Consider the following 19,616-nt stretch of genomic DNA (forward strand, 5'->3'; position numbering starts at 1 on the left):
CTGGCGGCCGACCCGCGCGTGGTCGGCCGGGCCCGGCAGGTCCTGGGCTCGGACGTCTACATCCACCAGAGCCGGATCAACTTCAAGCCCGGCTTCGGCGGCGGTGACTTCTACTGGCACTCCGACTTCGAGACCTGGCACGCCGAGGACGGCCTGCCCCGGATGCGGACCGCCAGCATCTCCATCTCGCTGACCGACAACCACTCCTTCAACGGGCCGCTGATGATCATGCCCGGCACGCACCGGACGTACGTCTCGTGCGGTGGCGCCACTCCTGAGGACAACTACAAGTCCTCGCTGGTGATGCAGGGCGCCGGCACCCCGGACCAGGAGACGGTCACGAAGATGGCCGACACCTACGGGATCGACGTGCTGGCCGGCGCCGCCTGCAGCGCGGTCATGTTCGACTGCAACTGCATGCACGGCTCCAACGGCAACATCACGCCCTACCCGCGCTCGAACGTGTTCCTGGTGTTCAACAGCGTGGAGAACACCGCGGTCGAGCCGTTCTCTGCCCCCAGTCCGCGGCCCGCGTTCATCGGGGCGCGCGACTTCACTCCGGTGGGCTGACCGCTCCGCCGCCCGGCCGCCGGCCCTTCGGGGCCGGCGACCTTTGGCGTCGGTGCGCCCGTGCTGGTGCGGCGTACGCCTGCCTGATCTTTGCCTACCCCTAGTCTGTGCGCATGACACGCACCCGCGCCTTCTCGGGCGCCAAGACCGGCGCGGCCCTGCTCGTGCTGCCGCTGGGCCTGTTCCTGGGCCTGTCCCTGACGGCCTGCGGCGGCTCGAGCGAGGACCACGTGCAGGAGAAGACGGTCGAGCGGATCGCGACCGAGCAACTCACCAATGCCATCGGCGTCACCCCCGAGGATCTCGACTGCCCCGGTGATCTCGAGGGCAAGGTCGGCACCGAGATGACCTGCGTCCTCACCTCCGAGGGCGAGAAGTACGACGCGATCATCACCGTCGACGACGTCGACGGTGGCCGGGTCCACTTCCAGATCGACGTGCCGCCCAACGCCACGGAGTGAGCCCACAGAGTCCCCGGACCAGATAACCTCTTGAGACGTGTCCCCTCATGCGAGGCCCTTCTTCGACCATGTCGCGCGCGTGTGCGACGGAACTCCCTACAAGGCGACCGAGACGGCGCGCGGTTTCGACGTGGAGCTCGACCTGGCCGACGAACGCTGGCACTCCGCTTTCGTGGCCGCCAAGCTGAACTGGGTCTTCACCTACCACGTCTCGATGCCGACCCGGAGCTCGTACGCGATCATCGAGGACACCCGCAGCCTCGTCTGGTTCGGCGACGTGCCGCACACGCAGCGGACCGGCGTACGCCGCATCGAGGCCGATGACGAGCAGACCGACCAGGGCGTGTGGACCGTGCACGACCCCGAGGCGGTCCCCGACACGGACCAGTACCGTTTCGACGCCGAGGAGGGGCGGACGCTGATCACCAGCGTCGCCCGGCTCTACGCGCTGCAGCAGCGCGGCGCGCGGCACGAGGGGGCGGGCTTCTCCGTCGCCGTCGGCCTGGTCGTGACGCTCTCGGTGATCGCGACCGTCATCGGCGTAGCCGTGATCCTCAACCTGCTCGGCACTTTCGGCGCGCCTTCGTAAACACCTCGCAAACACTTTGTGTGATGCTGGCCCGCATGGATCCGATCCGCGAGGCGAAACGGCAGTGGATCGCGCACGGCTGGGCCGATGCCGCCGACGGGATGGCGCTGGTGACCTCGCTCGTGCGCGTGCACCAGCTCGTGATGGAGCGCGTCGACGCCGCGCTGCGACCCCACGACCTCTCCTTCGCCCGCTACGAGGTGCTCCGCCTCCTCTCCTTCACCCAGGACGGCCAGCTCCCGATGGCCAAGCTCGGCTCCCGCCTCCAGGTCCACCCGGCCTCGGTGACCAGCGCCGTCGCTCGCCTGGAGAAGCAGGGCTTCGTACGCCGCAGCCGCTCCGTCGACGACGGTCGCGTGGTCCTCGCCGCCATCTCCGGCACCGGGCGCGAGGCGGTCGAGGCGGCCACGATCTCGCTCAACAGCGAGGTCTTCGAGAAGCCCGGGATCGAGGACGTACCCGGCCTGACCGCGCTGCTCACCCAGCTCCGCGCAGCCTCGGGGGACGCGGTCGGCTAGATCACCGGCCTATCGCCAGAGCACGAGGTAGTAGACGAGGCTCGGGATCACGGGGGCGACAAGGAACCAGGGCGTGACCAGGGAGCGCTTGTTGATCAGGCGTACGCCGGCGACGGCCATCGCGCCGAGGAGCACCGAGAGCACGAAGAGCCCCTGGCGTGCGCCTCCCTTGTCGGCGCCGGTCGCGCCCATGGCGGCCATCGCCAGGGAGTGCAGCATCACGACGGAGCAGAGCAGCGAGGATGCGACGTACTTCTTGACCTTCTCGACGTGCACTCAGCTCTTCCTCACGTACTCGGACTTGAGCTGCATCGGGCCGATGCCGTCGATCTTGCAGTCGATGTCGTGACCGCCGAAGCCGTCGCCGAGGCGGATGTTCTTGACCTTGGTTCCGACCTTGACGACGAGGGAGGAGCCTTTGACCTTGAGGTCCTTGATCACGGTGACGGAGTCACCATCGGCGAGTGGGGTGCCGTAGGCGTCGGTGATCTGCGCGGCATCGGCGGTCTCGGTGTCGTGGGGGTTCCACTCGTGTCCGCACATGGGGCAGACGAGAAGGGCGCCCTGCTCGTAGGAGTACGCCTCGGAACATTCCGGGCATGGCGGCAGTGTGTCGGTCATCGGGCTCTCTTCGATGTTGCTGTCGGCAAGGGCGGTCGGCGTCAGTCGTCGGCGACTGTCAGCTCGTCCTCGAACTCGCTGCGGGTCTCGGCGAGGTTGAACAGGATGGCGCGTGCCGAGGCCAGGAGGTCGCGGACCTCGGGGATGCTGATGGAGTACACCACCTCGCTTCCTTGGCGGTAAGAGGCCACGAGCGAGGTGCGTCGCAGCACCGAGAGCTGCTGGGACAGGTTGCTGGGCTCGATCGCGATCCGTTCCAGCAGTTCATGGACGGCGTGGTCACGCTCGGCGAGGAGCTCCAGGATGCGGATCCGCGCCGGATGGCCGAGAGTGCGGAAGAACTGGGCCTTGGCCTGGTATAGCGGGACGCTCATCGAGCCCTCCATCGAACGGGAAATCGGCAGTGGGGCTAAGATACACGACTTGAAGACATCTTCATGTCATGGATTCCTCATCGCCGATCGACCTCAGGAGCACAGACGTGGCCAACTCGCACCGGGTCCTCACCATCGACACCAGCCGCTGGAAGCAGGAGATGGGCCCCCGAGCCGAGCATCTCGCACGGTTCGGCAGCCTGCTCGAGGAGATCTGGGCCGCCCACCACCGCATCGCGAACGCCCTCGACAATGCCTGACACCGCGGGCGGAGACGAGATGACCGAGGCTGGGACAGTTTCGGTGAACGTCGGCCGCGTCGAGGTCGGCGACGTGGTCAGCATTCCAGGAACGTCGATGCACCGGTGCCGCGTGCGGTTGATCCGATCGGCCGTTCCGGGAGCCGTATGGCTCTACCTCGCCGACTCCATCACGGACTGGCCGCTTCGTGGACATGTTGCGCTCACGCTCGACCGCACCGTCCTGCGTCACCACAAATCGCCGGTGGTCGATCCCGATCAGATCCCGGAAGACGGCTAGATGTTCATTGAAGCGAGGGATCGTGCCGTCGCTCTGCTGCCGGACAGGGAGGACTGGAAGGCGGTCAAACGCGACCCGAAGGGTGACCTCGTCGCGGGGGTCACAGTCGCCGTCGTTGCGCTTCCGCTGGCGCTCGCCTTCGGGGTGTCCTCCGGGATGGGGGCGTCGGCCGGGGTCGTGACGGCCGTGATCGCCGGCATCGTCGCGGCAGTGTTCGGCGGCTCGAACCTGCAGGTCTCCGGGCCGACCGGGGCGATGACCATCGTGCTGGTGCCGATCATGCATGACTTCGGCCCCGACGGGGTGCTGATGGCCGGGCTGCTGGCGGGGATCATGCTTCTGATCGCCGCCGGGCTCGGGCTCGGGAAGCTGGTGCGCTACCTGCCGGTCCCGGTGATCGAGGGGTTCACCGCGGGCATCGCGGTGGTGATAGCGCTCCAGCAGGTGCCGGCGATGTTCGGGGTCGATGGTGGCGGATTCGAGCACACCTGGCAGGTCTCTCTCGATGTAGTCCGCCGCTGGCTCTCGCAGCCCCAATGGGCGCCGGTGGTGATGGCGCTGCTGGTCGCGGCGTTCATCCTGGTCGCCCAGCGGTGGCGCCCCGCGGTGCCGTGGTCGCTCGTCGCGATCGTGCTGGCCACCGTCGCCGGACTATGGCTGCCCGTCGAAGGGATCGGCGAGCTACCACCTGGCCTACCCGCACCGAGCGCCGGGTTCATCTCGCTCACCGGGCTGACGGCCCTGGTCCCCGCGGCCGCGGCGATCGCCGCACTGTCCGCGCTGGAGAGCCTGCTGTGCGCGACCGTGGCCGACTCGATGACCGTGGACGAGTCCCACGACCCCGACCGCGAGCTCGTCGGCCAAGGGCTCGCCAACCTCGCGGTCCCGTTCTTCGGCGGCGTGCCCGCCACCGCGGCGATCGCCCGCACGGCCGTCAACGTCCGCGCCGGCGCACGCTCCAAGCTGGCCGCGGTCACGCACGCGGTGGTCCTCCTGGTGATCGTGAGCGCCCTGGCCGGCCTCGTCTCGCACATCCCGCTCGCGGCGCTCGCCGGCGTACTGCTGGCCACCTGCGTACGAATGATCGAGGTCGCCTCCGTCGTGGCGCTGCTGCGCTCGACCCGCGGCGACGCGCTTGTTCTGGTGCTCACGTTTGTCGTGACAGTCGTCTTCGACCTCGTCGACGCGGTGATCGCGGGGTTGCTGGTCTCGATCCTGTACGCCCTACGCCAAGTCTCCCGCAGCGCCGTCATCGAGCGGGTCGAGCCGTTCGGACCCACCCGCGGGATGCACTCCCAGGAAGAGCATGAGCTGCTGAAGAGGCACATCGTCGTCTACCGCTTCGACGGTCCGCTCTTCTTCGCCGCCGCCCACCGCTTCCTCCTCGAGCACTCCGAAGTCGCCGACGTACGCGTCGTCGTGCTGAGGATGTCGCGAGTCACCACCATCGACGCCACTGGCGCAAAAGTCCTGGACGAAGTCATCTCCCGTCTTGAACGACGAGGCAAGGTCGTCATGATCTCGGGCATCTCTCCAGGGCACGCCGACGTCTTGGCCCGCCTTGGCGTCGCCGACCACCTGCGCCGCGACAACCGCATCCACAGCCGGACCCCCGAGGCCATCTCTCGTGCGCTGGAGCTGGTGGCCAAGCATTCGGCGACATGAGGGCCCACCTGGCGTCGCGGACTGGCGAGTAGGTGGCGGACGACCTATGCTGGAATTACTTAGACGTCCAACTATTCCCTGGGAGCCCCGCCCATGTCCGACCTCCACATCCCTCAGAACCACGTGCGGATCGTGACCGCGAGCAGCCTGTTCGACGGTCACGACGCGGCGATCAACATCATGCGCCGGATCTTCCAGGCGCAGGGTTGCGAGGTGATCCACCTCGGTCACAACCGCTCGGTGACCGAGATCGCCGACGCCGCCGTTCAGGAGGACGCCCACTGCGTCGCGGTCTCCTCCTACCAGGGCGGCCACGTGGAGTTCTTCGAGTATCTGGTGTGCGCCCTCAAGGAGCGCGGCGCCGGCCACGTCAAGGTCGTGGGTGGGGGCGGCGGCGTGATCGTTCCCTACGAGATCGAGCGACTGGCCAACTCCGGCGTCAAGATCTTCTCCCCCGAGGACGGCCAGCGGCTGGGGCTCCCGGGGATGATCAACACGGTCGTACGCGACATCGACCGTGACCTGTGGCCCACCTTCCCCATCACCCCCAACGGCGTGATCGCCGGCTACGGGCTCTCCATCGGACGCGCGATCACCGGCGCCGAGCAGGGCCGGCTCCCCGAGGACTTCCTGACCCGACTGCGCGAGGCCGATCAGGCAGTCGTGCTCGGTGTCACCGGCACCGGCGGCTCCGGCAAGTCCTCGCTCACCGACGAACTGGTCCGGCGGCTGCGGGTCGACCAGGAGGACAAGATCCGCATCGGCGTACTCGCCATCGACCCGACCCGGCGGCGCGGCGGCGGCGCGCTGCTGGGCGACCGGATCCGGATGAACTCCCTCGCCGCGATCACCGACGGTGGCTCGACGACCTACTACCGCTCCCTGGCCACGCGCGGCGGTCACGAGGTGCCCGAGCACTTCGCCGACGTGCTCAGCGTGATGAAGGCCGCCGTCGATCTCGTCATCGTCGAGACGCCCGGCATCGGCCAGGGCGACACCGGGATCAGCGACTTCGTCGACGTGTCGCTCTACGTGATGACGCCCGAGTTCGGCGCCGCGTCGCAGCTGGAGAAGATCGACATGCTCGACTTCGCCGACGTCGTGGCGATCAACAAGTTCGAGCGCCGCGGAGCCGAGGACGCCCTGCGCGACGTGTCCCGCCAGCTCGTCCGCAACCGGGAGGCGTTCACCTCCTCCCCCGACGACATGCCGGTCTTCGGCACCTCGGCCGCGGCCTTCGACGACGACGGCGTCACCGCGCTCTACCAGCACCTGCGCGGGCTCCTCGCCGAGGCGGGGCTCGCGGTCAGCGAGGGCGTCCTTCCCCGGGTCTCGACCCGCCACTCGACGGGCCTGCACCCGATCATCCCCGAGAGGCGGGTCCGTTACCTGGCGGACATCGCGGGCGACGTACGCGACTACCACGCCCGCACCGTCGAGCTCGTCGCCGCGGCGCGGAAGGAGCAGGCCTACGAGATCGTGGCCGCGGACCACCCCGAGCTCGAGGCACCCGCCAGCGAGATCCCCGACGACCTGCGCAAACAGCTCTCCTCGTGGGAGGAGACCAAGGAGACGTACGCCGCCGACGAAAGCGGCCGCACGTCGCTGGCCGGCAACTACATCCCGCGGGTGTCGACGCCCCGCTACACCGACCGCGGCGAGCTGACCCGGTTCCTGCGCAATGAGAACCTCCCCGGGTTCTTCCCGTTCACCGCGGGCGTCTTCCCCTACAAGCGGGCCAACGAGGACCCGGCGCGGATGTTCGCCGGCGAGGGCGACCCGTTCCGCACCAACCGCCGCTTCAAGCTGCTCTCCGAGGGCCAGCCCGCCACCCGGCTCTCGACCGCGTTCGACTCAGTCACCCTCTACGGTCGTGACCCCGACGTGCGCCCCGACATCTACGGCAAGGTCGGCACCTCCGGCGTCTCGGTGGCGACCCTGGACGACATGAAGGCGCTCTACGACGGCTTCGACCTGCTGGCCCCGACGACCTCGGTGTCGATGACGATCAACGGCCCGGCGCCGACGATCCTGGCCTTCTTCCTCAACACCGTGATCGACCAGGCGCGCGAGCGCGGGATCGACCCTGCGAAGGCGCTGCAGACGGTCCGCGGCACGGTTCAGGCCGACATCCTCAAGGAGGACCAGGGCCAGAACACCTGCCTGTTCTCCACGGAGTTCTCGCTGCGCTGCATGGCCGACATCCAGGAATGGTTCATCGAGAACGGGGTGCGCAACTTCTACTCGGTGAGCATCTCCGGCTATCACATCGCCGAGGCCGGGGCGAACCCCATCTCCCAGCTCGCCTTCACGCTCGCCAACGGCTTCACCTACGTGGAGTCCTACCTGGCCCGCGGCATGGACATCGACGACTTCGCGCCCAACCTGTCCTTCTTCTTCTCCAACGGGATGGACCCGGAGTACTCGGTCATCGGCCGCGTCGCCCGGCGGATCTGGGCGATCGCGATGCGGGAGCGCTACGGCGCCTCGGAGCGCTCGCAGAAGCTGAAGTACCACATCCAGACCTCGGGCCGGTCCCTGCACGCGCAGGAGATGGACTTCAACGACATCCGCACCACGCTGCAGGCGCTCATCGCGATCTACGACAACGCCCAGTCCCTGCACACCAACGCCTTCGACGAGGCCGTGACGACCCCGTCCGAGGAGTCGGTGCGGCGCGCGCTGGCGATCCAGCTGATCATCAACCGCGAGTGGGGAATGGCGTTCAACGAGAACCCGCTCCAGGGCTCCTTCATCATCGACGAGCTCACCGACCTCGTCGAGGAGGCCGTACTCAAGGAGTTCGACCGGATCTCCGAGCGCGGTGGCGTGCTCGGCGCGATGGAGACCGGCTATCAGCGCGGCAAGATCCAGGACGAGTCGATGCTCTACGAGCACCGCAAGCACGACGGCACCCTGCCGATCGTCGGCGTCAACACGTTCGTACGCGACACCAACGGCGCCCCCGCCGGCCCCGTCGAGCTCGCCCGGGCGACCGAGACCGAGAAGAAGTCCCAGCTCGACCGCGTCCACGCCTTCCAGGCCGCCCACTCGGCCGAGGCGGAAGCCGCGATCGTACGCCTCAAGCAGGCCGCGACCTCCGACGAGAACGTCTTCGCGGCGCTCATGGACGCGGCTCGCGTCTGCTCGCTCGGCCAGGTCACCGAGGCGTTCTTCGAGGTCGGCGGGCAGTACAGGCGGAATGTTTGAGGTGTTCCACCGGCAAGGTATGCAGTCGAAGGAGCACATCCCTCGCGGAGGTCCGCATGGGATGTGCTCCTTGACCTGCATACCTTGATGAAGGAACCGCTCCGCATGCGCGACGACCTAGGCACTCTGTACGACGGACCCCGCCCGGCGACCCGGGTGATCTCGCTGGTGCCGTCGCTGACCGAGGCGCTCGTCTCGGTCGCGGCGGACCGGGTCGTCGGGGCGACGGACTGGTGCACGCATCCGGCAGACCTCGACGTGCCGCGCGTGCGCGGCACCAAGAACCCGGATCTGGCCGCGATCGCGGCGCTGGCGCCGGACGTGGTGGTGGCCAACAAGGAGGAGAACCGCGAGCTGGACGTACGTCGGCTTCGGGAGCGGGGCATCCGGGTCTGGGTCACGGACATCGAGACGGTCCCCCAGGCGATCGCGTCCATGGAGAACCTTCTCGACGGGATCGCCTGGGACCGCCCCGACTGGCTCGTGGAGGCCCGCCGGCTCTGGTGCGGGCCGCTCCCCCGGGTCACTTGCCGGGTCGCGGTGCCGATCTGGCGCGACCCGTGGATGGTGGTCGGCTCACGGACGTTCACCGGGGACCTGCTGCGGCGGCTGGGCTGGGAGAACGTCTTCGGCCAGCACGCGGACCGCTATCCGCACGTCGAGCTGGCCGAGATCGACGACGCCGGGGCCGATGTCGTGCTGCTGCCCGACGAGCCGTACGTCTTCACCGCCGAGGACGGCCCGGAGGCGTTCGCGCGGACCCCGACGGAGCTGGTCAGCGGCCGGCTGATCACCTGGTACGGACCGAGTCTGGTCGAGGCACATCGTTGGGCAGCCGGCTGATCGCCGGCAGCTGAGCCAGGCCGTTGACGACGACCGAGAAGACCAGCAGGGCGAGCGCCCATCCCGGTTGACCGGCGTCCAGGAGCGCCAGCGAGGCGAGCCCGAAGACGATCACCTTCACGACCGGCCGGATCACGGGCCCGCCGCGAGCCGCCTTGGGCGAGGCGAACAGCCACCAGACGAACATGGCCACCGCCGGCAGCAGCCAGACCAGCAGCCACCGCGGCTCGTGCTGCCAGCCCCAGACGCCGAAGGCAGCCATCGCGAGCAGCTCATCGACGAACACCAGGGTCAGCACGGACCAGCCGAAGACCGTCACGATCGGTCGCATCACACTCCTCGATCCGCAGTGAGAACGGCCAGGTCACGTACGGCATAACGGTGGTGCTCGGCCTCTTCGGCGAGCACCACCTTGAGGCAGCGGCGTACGGGATAGTCGGCCTCGGGGTCGTTGCCGACCGGCGTGCGGGCGCAGAGCCGGTCGAGGTCCGCGTCGGTGATCTTGGAGACGAGCTCGCGCATCGTGGCCATCCGGGCGAGACGGGGCTCGAGGACCTCCTCCAGCGAGGGGTCGGCATCGACGGTGAGACCCGTGCCCGTCTCGTCCTCGCCCGCGGGCCCGTAGCCGAGCGGGTGGTAGGGCTCCTCCTCCTCGAGGACCGGGTTGCCGAGCCACTTGTCGCTGGCGTGGAGCAGGTGACGGAGGGTCTCGATGAACGACCACTCCTGGTCGACCCGCTCGTGGAGCAGCTCCTCCGGCAGCGCCCGGGCCTGCTCCACCGTCGCCGCCCAGGTCTCCTCGATCGCCGCCCAGGCCGCCCGGATCTCGTCGGCGGTCGTCGCCTCACGGGCCAGCACCCGGTTGGGCTCGGTCCGGTCGAGCTCGGCCTCGACGTACGCCGTCACGTCGACGTCGTTGACCACGATCCGCCCGAAGTCACCGGCGAGATAGACGTCGCGGCCGTAGCAGTCGACGATCTTCAGCCGCTCCTCGAACCAGCAGTCCCGGATCTCCAGGCCGCTGACATCGCTCTGCCGGATCAGCGCTTCGCGGAACAGGTCGCTGTTGACGTACGTCTTCTGCTCGGTGGGCATAGGCCATGGTCGGCCCACCCGGCGCACCCGTCAACGGACTTACGGGTCTAGCGGAAGGCGGGCTTCTCCTTGGCCAGGAACGCGCGTACGCCCTCCTTGAAGTCGGCGCCCGTGTATACCTCGTGCAGCAGGTCCTCATCGCCCTCCGGCGAGGCCTCCGCGCGCACGGCGTACGCGGCGAGCTGGCTCTTGGTGGCCCGGACCGTGACGCCGGAGAGCGGCAGGATGCCCTCGACCAGCGCGTCGACCTCGTCGGCCAGCGAGTCCGTGACGGCGGTCAGAGCGCCGGTGGCATAGGCGCGGTCCGCGCCGACCAGGCGTGCCGCAAGCAGCATCTCCCGCACGACCGGCTCGCCGAAGACGGCGGCCGCGCGGTAGACGATGGAGGCCGCGAGCGCGTTGCCGAGCGTCTTCGCGATCGGGTAGCCGAAACGCGAGTGCGGCGTCGCGACCCGCAGGTCGCAGTGGGTCGCGACCGCGAGCCCGCCGCCGACACAGACGCCGTCGACCGCGGCGATGGTGACCTGCGGGAGCGCGAACAGCTTCTCGAGCAGCGCGCGGATCCAGTCCTCGTAGTCCACCGCGTCGCGGGAGAGGAAGTCGGAGATCTCGTTGCCGGCGGCGAACGCCCGGCCGCCGGCGCCGGTCAGCACCAGCACCTTCACCGACTCGTCCGTGGCCAGCTCGTCGCACAGCTCGTGCAGCGCGCCGTACATCTCCGCGGTGAAGGCGTTGTGCTTCTGCGGCCGGTTGAAGGTCACCTGTACGACGCCCGGGCGCCGCTCCACTACCAAGTCCTCGCTCACGAGAACCGAGCGTAGGGCACCCCGCGGGGTGCCCTACGCGGGTGCTCATCAGACGTGCGGCTTCACCTGGTCGGTGTAGATCTTCTCCAGCGCCGTCTTCAGGCTGTCCATCTCGGTCTGGACGTCCTGGTTCTCGGTGAGGATCGCGGCCATGTGGTTGGCCATCTCCAGGTCGCCACCGGGCAGGAAGACACGGGCGTAGTCCTGCGAGCGGGTGTTGGAGAGCTGGTCGATCGCGACCTGGGCCTGCGGTGTCTTCTTCAGGATCGCGGCGGGGTCGGCGGACTTGCGGATCGGCACATAGCCAGTCGCCTCCGAGAACTTGATCGCCTGCTCGGGCTCGGTGAGGAACTTGATGAAGGTGCCGGCCGCGAGCTGCCGCTCGGGGCTGATGTCCTTCGGGATGCCGACGCCCGAGCCGCCGGTCGGGCAGATCCGCTCGGACTCCGCCGGCCCGGCCGGCAACGGCGCGACGCCGACGTCGAACTTCGCCGAGGTGATCGCGTTGATCAGGTCACCGGTCGAGCCGACTGTGGCGCTGGCGACGCCCGCGGCGAAGTCCTGGATCTGGTCGACGCCGGCGACCCCGGCGACCTTGTCCTTGTAGACCCAGTCCTTGAGGAAGGAGAGCGCCTCGACCGACCTGGCCGAGTTGCAGGTGATGTCGAAGGACTCCTCCTTCGACCAGCCGCCGCCCCAGCCCCACAGGTTGTTCTGCAGGGTCCAGCCGGCGTAGCCCGCCAGGGCCGGGAACTGGAAGGCGAACTTCGCACCGCTGGTCGCGGCGAGCTCGGTCTTCCACTCGCCGAACTCCTCCCAGGTCTGCGGGCCCTGGTCGGAGAGCCCGGCCTTCTTCCAGTGGTCCTTGTTGTAGTAGAAGAGCGGCGTCGAGCGCGCCCACGGGACCGCCCAGTGGGCGTCGTCGTAGAGGTAGTCGCCCAGCAGCGAGTCGACGTAGTCGTCGGTGTCGAACTCGAGCGCCTCGAAGAGGGAGTCGAGCGGGATGATCTGGTCGTTCATCTTGTAGCGGAACCACCACACGTCCGACAGGTTGATGATGTCGGGCAGGTCGCCGCCGGTCTGCGCGGTCTGGAACTTCTGCGCGATCTCCTCGTAGTCGGCCCCGGCCGTGACGAGCTTGACGGTGATGTCGGACTGGGAGGCGTTGAAGGCGTTGACGATCTCGGTGCTGACCTTGATCGAGTCACCCGGGTTGGAGGTCCAGAAGGTGACTTCCTTGGCCGGCTTCACACCGGTGAAGTCGATCTGCTCGACGGCGCTGGCACCACCGCCGCCGCCACTGGTCGATGGCCCGCCACCGCAGGCCGAGAGCGCCGCCGCGGAGATGCCCAGGGCGCTGAGGCCGAGGAAACGTCGCCGGTCCAGGATCAGACCCGAGCGATGCAGGTTGGACGAGGTGTTCATGAAGCATCCTTTCCCTGTTGTGCCAACTGTGGGCTGAGAACGTCAGCCTTTGACGCCGCCTTGGGTGAAGCCGTTGACGATGTGACGCTGCAGGAACGCGAAGACGACGAGGATCGGCAGCAGCACCATCACGGTGCCGGCCATCAGGACCCCGAACGAGCTGGCCGCGGACTCGCTGTTCTGCAGCAGCGTCAGACCGCGCGGCAGCGTCATCATCTCGGGATCGGTGATGATGATCAGCGGCCACAGGTAGTCGTTCCACTCGTAGACCACGTTGACCAGGGCCACGGTCGCGATCGACGGCAGCGACATCGGCACCACGCAGTGCCACAGCCTCCGCCAGTGGCCGGCGCCGTCGAGGTGAGCCGCCTCGATCACCTCGTAGGGCAGCTGCATGAAGGCCTGGCGCAGCAGGAACGTACCGAAGCCGGTGCCGAGGCCAGGCAGGATGAGGCCCCAGTAGGTGTTCTCGCCGCCGAGGCTGCTGATGAAGACGTAGTTGGGCAGCGCGGTGACCTGCGGCGGCACCATCATCGTGGCGAGCACGCCCCAGAAGATGTACTTCTTGCCGGGGAACTCGCAGAAGACCAGGCCGTACGCCGTCAGGATCGCCAGCAGCACCTTCAGCCCCGCGCCGACGACCGTGACGATGGTGGAGTTGAGGAAGAGCCGCCCGAAGGGGACCTTCTGCGCGGCCTCGGCGTAGTTCTCCGGCTGCCAGACCTCGGGGAAGACGACCAGGTCGGTGGTCGCCAGGTCGCCGGGGCCCTTGAAGGAGGCCAGGAACATGTAGCCGAGCGGCAGCACGACGACGAGCACCGCGAGCAGGAGCACCAGGTAGTCGCGTACGGTCAGCGGCGTCAGCGATCTGAATTGCTTCGGGCTTCGCTTCAGCCGCACCCGACGCGAGGGAGCAGTCGTGCTCATCTGTAGTGGACCCGCCTCTCCACGACGATCAGCTGGACGAGCGTGATCACCACGAGGATCGCGAAGAGCACCGTGGACAGCATCGCGGAGTAGCCCGCCTGGCTCTGCTCCTTGAAGCCGGTCAGGTAGGCGTCGAAGATCAGGGTGCGGGCGCCCCGGCCGAGCTTGTCCATCGCGATCAGCAGATCGAAGGCCTGCAGGCTGTTGAGGATCGTGGTGACCATCAGGAAGAACGTGGTCGGCGACAACAACGGCAGCGTCACCGTAAAGAACCGCCTCACCGGACCGGCGCCGTCGAGATCGGCCGCCTCCAGCACATCGCCCGGCACCGCCTGCAGGCCGGCGAGGTAGATGACCGCGGCATAACCGAGGTTCTTCCAGACGTAGACGATGATCACCATCGTCAGCGTCCACGGAGGCGAGTTGATCCACTCCGGGCTGTTCAGGCCGACGTCGCGCAGGACCGCCGAGAGCGCGCCGATGTTGGGGTCGAAGATGTAGAGCCAGGCGAGCCCGACGCCGTAGCCGGAGAGGATGTACGGCGCGAAGACCGTCGCCTGCGCGAAGCCGGCGCCCGGCAGCTTGCGGTTGAGCGCCAGCGCGACGCCCAGGCCCAGGGCGAGGGTGAGACCGACGGTCGCGACGGTGAAGATCGCCGTCGTGGTGAGCACCTTGCTCGCCTCGCCGGAGGTGAAGAAGTCGCGGTAGTTGCCCAGCCCGACGGGGGTCGCGAACTTCGACCCCAGCGTCCAGTTGAGCGTGGAGTAGTAGATGTTCTGGAAGAGCGGTCGGTAGGTGAAGACCGCGATCAGAGCGACATTGGGTGCCACGAACGCGACAAAGATCAGCCACTCCCGTAAGCGTCTTCCCGAGAGTGCCTGACGTGGTCGCTTGGTCGTGACGGCCGTCATACCTGGCACGATCGGTGAGTCAAGCGGCTGGGCCGGACCCCGTCAAGAGTAAAACTCTTGGTCTCAAGATTTCGTTACCGGAAACTGATCGTGAACGTCATCTGATTACCAGCTGAAGCGGAGCCCGAAGCAATCAAAGGAGCCAACGTCCGAGCAGCGTGCCGTCGTGCTCGATGAGGGACCCCAACGACACCGGTACGTCCCTCGGCGGCCCGGTCACGATCCGCCGGCCGTCGCCGGCGAGGAGCTTGGGCGTGATCGTGTGACAGAGCTCGTCGACCACGCCGGCCTCGAGCAACGAGCCGAGAAGGGTCGGCCCGCCCTCGCAGAGCACGTGCTGCATGCCCTCCTCGTGCAGCCGGTCGAGGAGCACCGGCAGGTCGACCTCGGAGGTGCCGGCGACGTAGACGTTCTCCTCGCCGATCTCGTCGCGCGCGGCGTCCAGGCCGGGCGCTTCGGCCACCGTGGCGAGCCGGACCGCGCCGGGCTCGCAGCCGCGGAGTTCGTCGGGGATCCGGCCGCGGCGGGAGACGACGACGATCGGCGCGCCCGTGGCTTTGTACGTCTCTGCGATGGCCGTCCCGGCGCCGACCAGGACGGCGTCGGCGAGGTCGCGCAGGACGTGGAAGACGTCGACGTCGACGGCGTTGTTGACCGTGCCGGAGCGGCCGTCGGGGCCGGTCGCCGCACCGTCCAGGGAGCTGACCATGTTGGCTCGCAACCACGGCAGGCGGGGCGGTGCGTAGATGGCACGCAGGCCTTCGGGGGTCGTCGGGTCGCCGTCACCGTGCAGGAGCCTCACCCCGCAAACCTAACCGCTCGGGGCACCCCGCTATCTTCATCGCATGAGTTGGTTGGTTACCGGAGGCGCGGGCTACATCGGATCGCACGTCGTGCAGGCACTGCTCGACGCAGGCATCGAGCCGGTCGTCATCGACGACCTGTCCTCGGGGTTCGCGAAGTTCGTCCCCGACAACGTCACGTTCGTCGAGGCGACGTTGCTCGACAAGTCCGCGATCGAGCAGGCGATCTCCAACCACGGCGTCGAGGGAGTCATCCACCTCGCCGGCTTCAAGTACGCGGGCGTGTCGGTGCAGCGGCCGCTGCACACGTACGCACAGAACGTCACCGGCACCGCCAACCTCCTCGAGGCGATGACGGCCACCGGTGTCGACAAGCTGGTCTTCTCCTCCTCCGCCGCGACCTTCGGCACCCCCGACGTCGACCTGGTCACCGAGACCACGCCGACCAACCCGGAGAGCCCCTACGGCGAGTCGAAGCTGATCGGTGAGTGGCTGATCGCCGACGTCGCGCGTGCCGAGGGGCTCGCGCACACCAGCCTGCGCTACTTCAACGTCGTCGGGTCCGGCAGCAAGGACCTCTACGACACCAGCCCCCACAACCTCTTCCCGCTCGTCTTCGACGCGCTGGCCAAGGGCAAGACGCCGCAGATCAACGGCGACGACTACCCGACCCCCGACGGCACCTGCGTACGCGACTACGTGCACGTCGCCGACCTCGCCCACTCCCACGTCGTCGCCGCCAAGCGGCTCGCCGAGGGCAAGGACCTCGAGCCGGTCTACAACCTCGGCTCGGGCGACGGCGCCTCCGTGCGGCAGATCATGGACGCCATCCGCGAGGTCACCGGCATCGACTTCGAGCCGGTCATCAAGCCGCGTCGTCCCGGCGACCCCGCCCGCATCGTCGCCACCGGCGAGCTCGCCCGGCGCGACCTCGACTGGGAGATGCGCCACGACCTGCGCTCCATGGTCGCCACCGCCTGGGAGGCCCGCCAGGCCGCAGGCGCCGACTACCCCAGCTGACCCCCTAAAGCCGAGGCGTCACCCCCGCCGGCCGAAGCGTCGCACCCGCCGGTCGAGTTGGCACTCGTGTGCCAACTCGACCTGTGCAGGTGACGTCTCGGCCTGCAGAGCTGACGCCTCGGCAAATGAAGGACGGCCCGCTCTTTCGAGCGGGCCGTCTTCGGTTGAGAGCCTGGATCAGGCCTTCTTGGCGGCGGTCTTCTTGGCCGGGGCCTTCTTGGCGGGGGCCGGCTTCTCGGCCGGAGCGGCCTCGGCCTTGGGAGCCTCGGCCTTGGGAGCCTCAGCCGGGGTCTCGGCGGGAGCCTCGGTCTCGGCCTTCTTGAACTTCGCGACGAAGGTCTCACCGCGGGTGGCGAGCTTGTCGTAGGTGCCGGTCGCGGAGCCGGTGGTCTCGTCGAGCTTGGCCTTGACGGTGGTCTTCAGCTTCTCGGGGAGAACGGTGTACTGCTCCTTGGCCAGGGCCGGGAGCGACTTCGGGTCGAAGCCGGTCACGGTGGACTTGGCAGCGGTCGCCTTCTCGGTCGCCTGGGTGCGGTAGGCGGTGGCCTTCTCGGTCGCCTTGGAGCGAGCGTCGGTCAGCTTGGTGGTCGCCTCGGAGCGGTAGTCGTCGACCTTCTTCTGCAGGTCGGTGGCGTAGCTCTTGACCGTCTCGTAGGCGAGGTCGGCGACGCCGGCGACGGCGTTGAGGGGCTTGGTGGTCTCAATCTTGGGCAGGGTGGGCATCTGGGTTCTCCTCGTGATGGGGTTCAGCGGTTTCATCGGCGGCCGGCGCATCGTCGGTGACACGACTGTTGAGAGCAAGGAACGAGTGATAGACGTCGAGCAGCGAGTGCTTCTGCCGCTCGGTCAAGCTCGGGTCGGCGAGCACGGCGAGCTCCACGGACCCCCCGACGTTGGAGTCGGGGCTGAGGATCCCGGCACGGACATAGACCTGCTCCGCCGAGATCCGCAGCGCCTTGGCGATCTGCTGGAGGACCTCAGCCGATGGCTTGCGCAGACCGCGCTCGATCTGGCTGAGGTAGGGGTTGGACACACCTGCTTGGTCGGCGAGCTGACGCAGAGACATCTCAGCCGAGATCCTCTGTTCCTTCAGATACTCGCCGAGCGTGCCAACCGCACTCGTGACCTTGCTCTTGACCATGACTCCAGTGTGCTAACAATTGCTAGCAAACACAAGGCCTGAGCAACCGAAGTGACACACATCACCCACTAGTTGCCTCATCAACCGGCGAAAACGCGCGGAGAACGGGCAGCCGCGACTCGCTAGCCAGCCGCTAGCACCTCACAGAAGCGCGCGGATCTCCCCCACCCGGCGCCCACCGCCGAGGATCGGCGCGTCCCCGGTCGCCCGCAGGGCCTCGGCGTCGACCCCGTCCAGGTCACCGACCCCGTCCCGCAGCAGCGCAGCGGCCATCACCGCCGCCCGCGCCCGGTCGCCGCCGTCATCGGCCTTCAGTGCCCACGCGCGGCCGTCGGGAAGCGCGACGGCGTAGACCGCCTCGGCACCCAGCTTGCCGATCAGCCCGGGTACGGCCCGGTGCAGCGCCACCTCGTCGCGGGTCGTGCCCGAGACGTACTCGGGGTGGGACCGGATCGCCTCGGCGACCCGCGCGGCCGGACCGTCGACCGCCGAGCCGATCATCGAGAACGCCCGCGCCAGACCGGTCAGTGACGTGGACAGGGCCGGCGCCCCGCAGCCGTCGACGGTGGCGTACGCGGCCTCGCCGGTGCACGCCTCGAGCACCTCGTGGATCCCCTCCTGGAGCGGGTGCTTCGGGTCCAGATAGTCCTCCAGCGGCCAGCCTGCGGCGACGCAGGTGGCGAGCATCGCGGCGTGCTTCCCGGAGCAGTTCATCGCGAGTCGGGTCTTCGGCTCGCCGCGACGGAGCGCCTCCTCCCGCGCCTCGACACCGAACGGGTAGTCCTCGATGTTGCCGAGCGCGGACTCGTCCAGGCCGACGGTGGCGAGGATGCGGCGTACGCCTTCCTGGTGGAACGCCTCGCCCGAGTGCGAGGCGCAGGCGAGAGCGAGCAGGTCGGGCGGCAGGTCGAGGCCGAGGATCACCATCGCGAGGGCCTGGACCGGCTTGTTCGAGGAGCGCGGCAGGATCGGCGAGTCGACGTCACCGAGCGACCAGCTCACGGTTCCGTCGGCCGCGAGGGAGACGGCGGATCCGTAGTGGTGTCCCTCGACGAAGTCGGAGCGGATGATCTCGGCGAACGGCACTGGTGCTGGCATGGGGGCGAGACTATGTGAGAGTTGCCCCGTGTTCGCCGACCTCCTCACCCAAGACGCGTTCAGCGTGCTCGTGGTCAGCTTCGGCATCGGCATCGTCGTCGGGCTTACCGGCATGGGCGGTGGCGCCCTGATGACGCCGGCGCTGATCTTCCTCGGGGTGCCGCCGACGACCGCGGTCGCCAACGACCTCGTCGCCGCCTCGGTGAACAAGTCGGTCGGGGCGGCGGTGCACTGGCGCCACGGCTCGCCCAACATCAAGCTGGCGACGTACCTGATCATCGGCTCGGTGCCGTGCGCGTTCCTGGGCACCTTCGTCCACAAGCTGGCGCCGGGCGACACCGACCACTTCCTCAAGCTCGTCCTCGGCGGGGCCCTGCTGTTCGCGGCGGCTTCCTACATGTTCCGGATGTACCTGCAGCTGCGTCTGGTCACCGCCGGCAACGAGGCTCCCGAGGAAGATCCGCGCCTGAAGCCGCTGCTCACCGTCGTCATCGGCGCGCTCGGCGGTCTGCTGGTCGGCATCACCTCGGTCGGCTCCGGCTCGGTCATCATGATCGCGCTGCTGCTGGTCTACCCGACCCTCTCCGCGGTGAAGCTGGTCGGCACGGACCTGCTCCAGGCGGTGCCGCTCGTCCTGGCCGCCGCGATCGGCCAGGTGCTCAACCACGGCGTCGAGTGGGCGGTGCTGATCCCGCTCATCCTCGGCGGCACCCCCGGCACGTTCCTCGGCTCCCGGATGGCGCGCTGGGTCTCCCAGTCGGTCATCCGGCGCGGCATCGTCATCATGCTGACGCTCTCGGGCGCCAAGATGCTCGGCGCCGACGCCACCTTCCTGCTGCTCCTCGGCGGTGCGATGCTGCTCCTCGGGCCGCTCCTGTGGGGCTTCATCCGCCAGTCGCGCGGTCTGGAGGCCTTTGACAACAACGCCGCCGCCTGGCGGCTGCCGGAGCGTTCGGACAAGTAGCCCCCGCGAGCCGGCTCGTCATGACGAGCCGGCTC

24 protein-coding genes are annotated in these 19,616 nt (G+C 68.4%); 11 read left to right on the forward strand and 13 right to left on the reverse strand.

Going from position 1 to position 19,616, the window contains the following annotated elements; translation table 11 throughout:
• The 4 genes from ACFX43_RS02130 to ACFX43_RS02145 form a co-directional block, all read left to right on the forward strand.
• Positions 1-570, forward strand: a 570-nt coding sequence (locus tag ACFX43_RS02130) for a phytanoyl-CoA dioxygenase family protein (RefSeq protein ID WP_378816422.1), incomplete at its 5' end; no start/stop codon positions are given.
• Positions 571-683: 113 nt separating this feature from the next.
• Positions 684-1,031 carry a DUF4333 domain-containing protein gene (locus tag ACFX43_RS02135; protein ID WP_378816425.1) on the forward strand — a complete coding sequence of 116 codons (348 nt, stop codon included), beginning with the start codon at positions 684-686 and terminating at the stop codon, positions 1,029-1,031.
• A 37-nt stretch (positions 1,032-1,068) separates the two neighbouring features.
• Positions 1,069-1,620: a hypothetical protein gene (locus ACFX43_RS02140; protein ID WP_378816427.1), complete on the forward strand. Its 552-nt coding sequence runs from the start codon at positions 1,069-1,071 to the stop codon at positions 1,618-1,620.
• A gap of 35 nt (positions 1,621-1,655) precedes the next feature.
• Entirely contained in the window at positions 1,656-2,138 is a 483-nt protein-coding gene (locus ACFX43_RS02145; RefSeq protein ID WP_378816430.1) for a MarR family winged helix-turn-helix transcriptional regulator, read from the forward strand.
• A 9-nt stretch (positions 2,139-2,147) separates the two neighbouring features.
• Here the strand turns inward: ACFX43_RS02145 and ACFX43_RS02150 are convergent, their stop codons facing one another.
• From ACFX43_RS02150 to ACFX43_RS02160, 3 genes are read right to left on the reverse strand one after another with little or no spacing between them, the layout of a single operon-like run.
• Complete coding sequence (locus tag ACFX43_RS02150) at positions 2,148-2,414, reverse strand: transcriptional regulator (RefSeq protein WP_378816432.1); 267 nt, start codon at positions 2,412-2,414, stop codon at positions 2,148-2,150.
• Entirely contained in the window at positions 2,415-2,759 is a 345-nt protein-coding gene (locus tag ACFX43_RS02155) for a zinc ribbon domain-containing protein YjdM (protein WP_378816435.1), read from the reverse strand.
• A gap of 41 nt (positions 2,760-2,800) precedes the next feature.
• On the reverse strand, positions 2,801-3,133 hold the full coding sequence (locus ACFX43_RS02160) for an ArsR/SmtB family transcription factor (protein WP_378816438.1): 333 nt from the start codon (positions 3,131-3,133) through the stop codon (positions 2,801-2,803).
• Between the two features lie 107 nt (positions 3,134-3,240).
• Here ACFX43_RS02160 and ACFX43_RS02165 point away from each other — a divergent pair, with 107 nt between their 5' ends.
• The 5 genes from ACFX43_RS02165 (at position 3,241) to ACFX43_RS02185 (ending at position 9,391) form a co-directional block, all read left to right on the forward strand.
• Complete coding sequence (locus ACFX43_RS02165) at positions 3,241-3,393, forward strand: hypothetical protein (RefSeq protein WP_378816441.1); 153 nt, start codon at positions 3,241-3,243, stop codon at positions 3,391-3,393.
• Between the two features lie 19 nt (positions 3,394-3,412).
• Complete coding sequence (locus tag ACFX43_RS02170) at positions 3,413-3,673, forward strand: hypothetical protein (RefSeq protein WP_378816444.1); 261 nt, start codon at positions 3,413-3,415, stop codon at positions 3,671-3,673.
• On the forward strand, positions 3,674-5,338 hold the full coding sequence (locus tag ACFX43_RS02175) for a SulP family inorganic anion transporter (RefSeq protein WP_378816447.1): 1,665 nt from the start codon (positions 3,674-3,676) through the stop codon (positions 5,336-5,338).
• A gap of 93 nt (positions 5,339-5,431) precedes the next feature.
• Positions 5,432-8,548 carry a fused isobutyryl-CoA mutase/GTPase IcmF gene (gene icmF, locus ACFX43_RS02180; protein WP_378816450.1) on the forward strand — a complete coding sequence of 1,039 codons (3,117 nt, stop codon included), beginning with the start codon at positions 5,432-5,434 and terminating at the stop codon, positions 8,546-8,548.
• Positions 8,549-8,653: 105 nt separating this feature from the next.
• Positions 8,654-9,391: a helical backbone metal receptor gene (locus ACFX43_RS02185; protein ID WP_378816453.1), complete on the forward strand. Its 738-nt coding sequence runs from the start codon at positions 8,654-8,656 to the stop codon at positions 9,389-9,391.
• Here ACFX43_RS02185 and ACFX43_RS02190 read toward each other — a convergent pair.
• From ACFX43_RS02190 to ACFX43_RS02220, 7 genes are all read right to left on the reverse strand, one after another.
• A complete protein-coding gene (locus tag ACFX43_RS02190) occupies positions 9,339-9,722 on the reverse strand; it encodes a YrdB family protein (RefSeq protein ID WP_378816456.1) in 384 nt (127 codons plus the stop codon). The genes ACFX43_RS02185 and ACFX43_RS02190 overlap by 53 nt on opposite strands.
• Positions 9,722-10,486: a DinB family protein gene (locus ACFX43_RS02195; protein WP_378816459.1), complete on the reverse strand. Its 765-nt coding sequence runs from the start codon at positions 10,484-10,486 to the stop codon at positions 9,722-9,724. The genes ACFX43_RS02190 and ACFX43_RS02195 overlap by 1 nt, the downstream gene beginning before the upstream one ends.
• Positions 10,487-10,533: 47 nt before the next feature.
• Positions 10,534-11,292 (reverse strand): enoyl-CoA hydratase-related protein, encoded by a 759-nt coding sequence (locus tag ACFX43_RS02200; RefSeq protein WP_378816462.1) that lies wholly within the window; start codon positions 11,290-11,292, stop codon positions 10,534-10,536.
• A 48-nt stretch (positions 11,293-11,340) separates the two neighbouring features.
• The gene (locus tag ACFX43_RS02205) at positions 11,341-12,717 is read right to left on the reverse strand and encodes an ABC transporter substrate-binding protein (protein ID WP_378816465.1); all 1,377 of its coding nucleotides are present in this window, start codon (positions 12,715-12,717) and stop codon (positions 11,341-11,343) included.
• A gap of 42 nt (positions 12,718-12,759) precedes the next feature.
• Positions 12,760-13,644, reverse strand: a complete 885-nt coding sequence (locus ACFX43_RS02210) for a carbohydrate ABC transporter permease (protein WP_378816468.1) — start codon at positions 13,642-13,644, stop codon at positions 12,760-12,762.
• Positions 13,641-14,474 carry a carbohydrate ABC transporter permease gene (locus tag ACFX43_RS02215; RefSeq protein ID WP_378816471.1) on the reverse strand — a complete coding sequence of 278 codons (834 nt, stop codon included), beginning with the start codon at positions 14,472-14,474 and terminating at the stop codon, positions 13,641-13,643. Before ACFX43_RS02215 ends, ACFX43_RS02210 begins: the two co-directional genes overlap by 4 nt.
• A gap of 214 nt (positions 14,475-14,688) precedes the next feature.
• Entirely contained in the window at positions 14,689-15,357 is a 669-nt protein-coding gene (locus ACFX43_RS02220) for a dihydrofolate reductase family protein (protein ID WP_378816473.1), read from the reverse strand.
• A gap of 43 nt (positions 15,358-15,400) precedes the next feature.
• Between ACFX43_RS02220 and galE the strand changes: the two genes are divergently transcribed.
• Positions 15,401-16,378 carry a UDP-glucose 4-epimerase GalE gene (gene galE / locus ACFX43_RS02225; protein ID WP_378816476.1) on the forward strand — a complete coding sequence of 326 codons (978 nt, stop codon included), beginning with the start codon at positions 15,401-15,403 and terminating at the stop codon, positions 16,376-16,378.
• A gap of 177 nt (positions 16,379-16,555) precedes the next feature.
• Here galE and ACFX43_RS02230 read toward each other — a convergent pair whose 3' ends face one another.
• From ACFX43_RS02230 to ACFX43_RS02240, 3 genes are all read right to left on the reverse strand, one after another.
• Positions 16,556-17,101, reverse strand: a complete 546-nt coding sequence (locus ACFX43_RS02230) for a hypothetical protein (protein WP_378816479.1) — start codon at positions 17,099-17,101, stop codon at positions 16,556-16,558.
• On the reverse strand, positions 17,079-17,519 hold the full coding sequence (locus tag ACFX43_RS02235; RefSeq protein WP_160026788.1) for a helix-turn-helix transcriptional regulator: 441 nt from the start codon (positions 17,517-17,519) through the stop codon (positions 17,079-17,081). The genes ACFX43_RS02230 and ACFX43_RS02235 overlap by 23 nt, the downstream gene beginning before the upstream one ends.
• 141 nt (positions 17,520-17,660) lie before the next feature.
• Entirely contained in the window at positions 17,661-18,617 is a 957-nt protein-coding gene (locus tag ACFX43_RS02240; protein ID WP_378816482.1) for an asparaginase, read from the reverse strand.
• Positions 18,618-18,645: 28 nt separating this feature from the next.
• On the opposite strand from ACFX43_RS02240, the gene ACFX43_RS02245 reads away from it, so the two are divergent.
• Positions 18,646-19,581, forward strand: a complete 936-nt coding sequence (locus tag ACFX43_RS02245; RefSeq protein WP_378816484.1) for a sulfite exporter TauE/SafE family protein — start codon at positions 18,646-18,648, stop codon at positions 19,579-19,581.
• Positions 19,582-19,616 lie beyond the last annotated feature (35 nt).

Origin of the sequence: Nocardioides sp. YIM B13467 (assembly GCF_042788075.1) — a bacterium.
In the GTDB taxonomy this organism is placed as follows: Bacteria; Actinomycetota; Actinomycetes; order Propionibacteriales; family Nocardioidaceae; genus Nocardioides.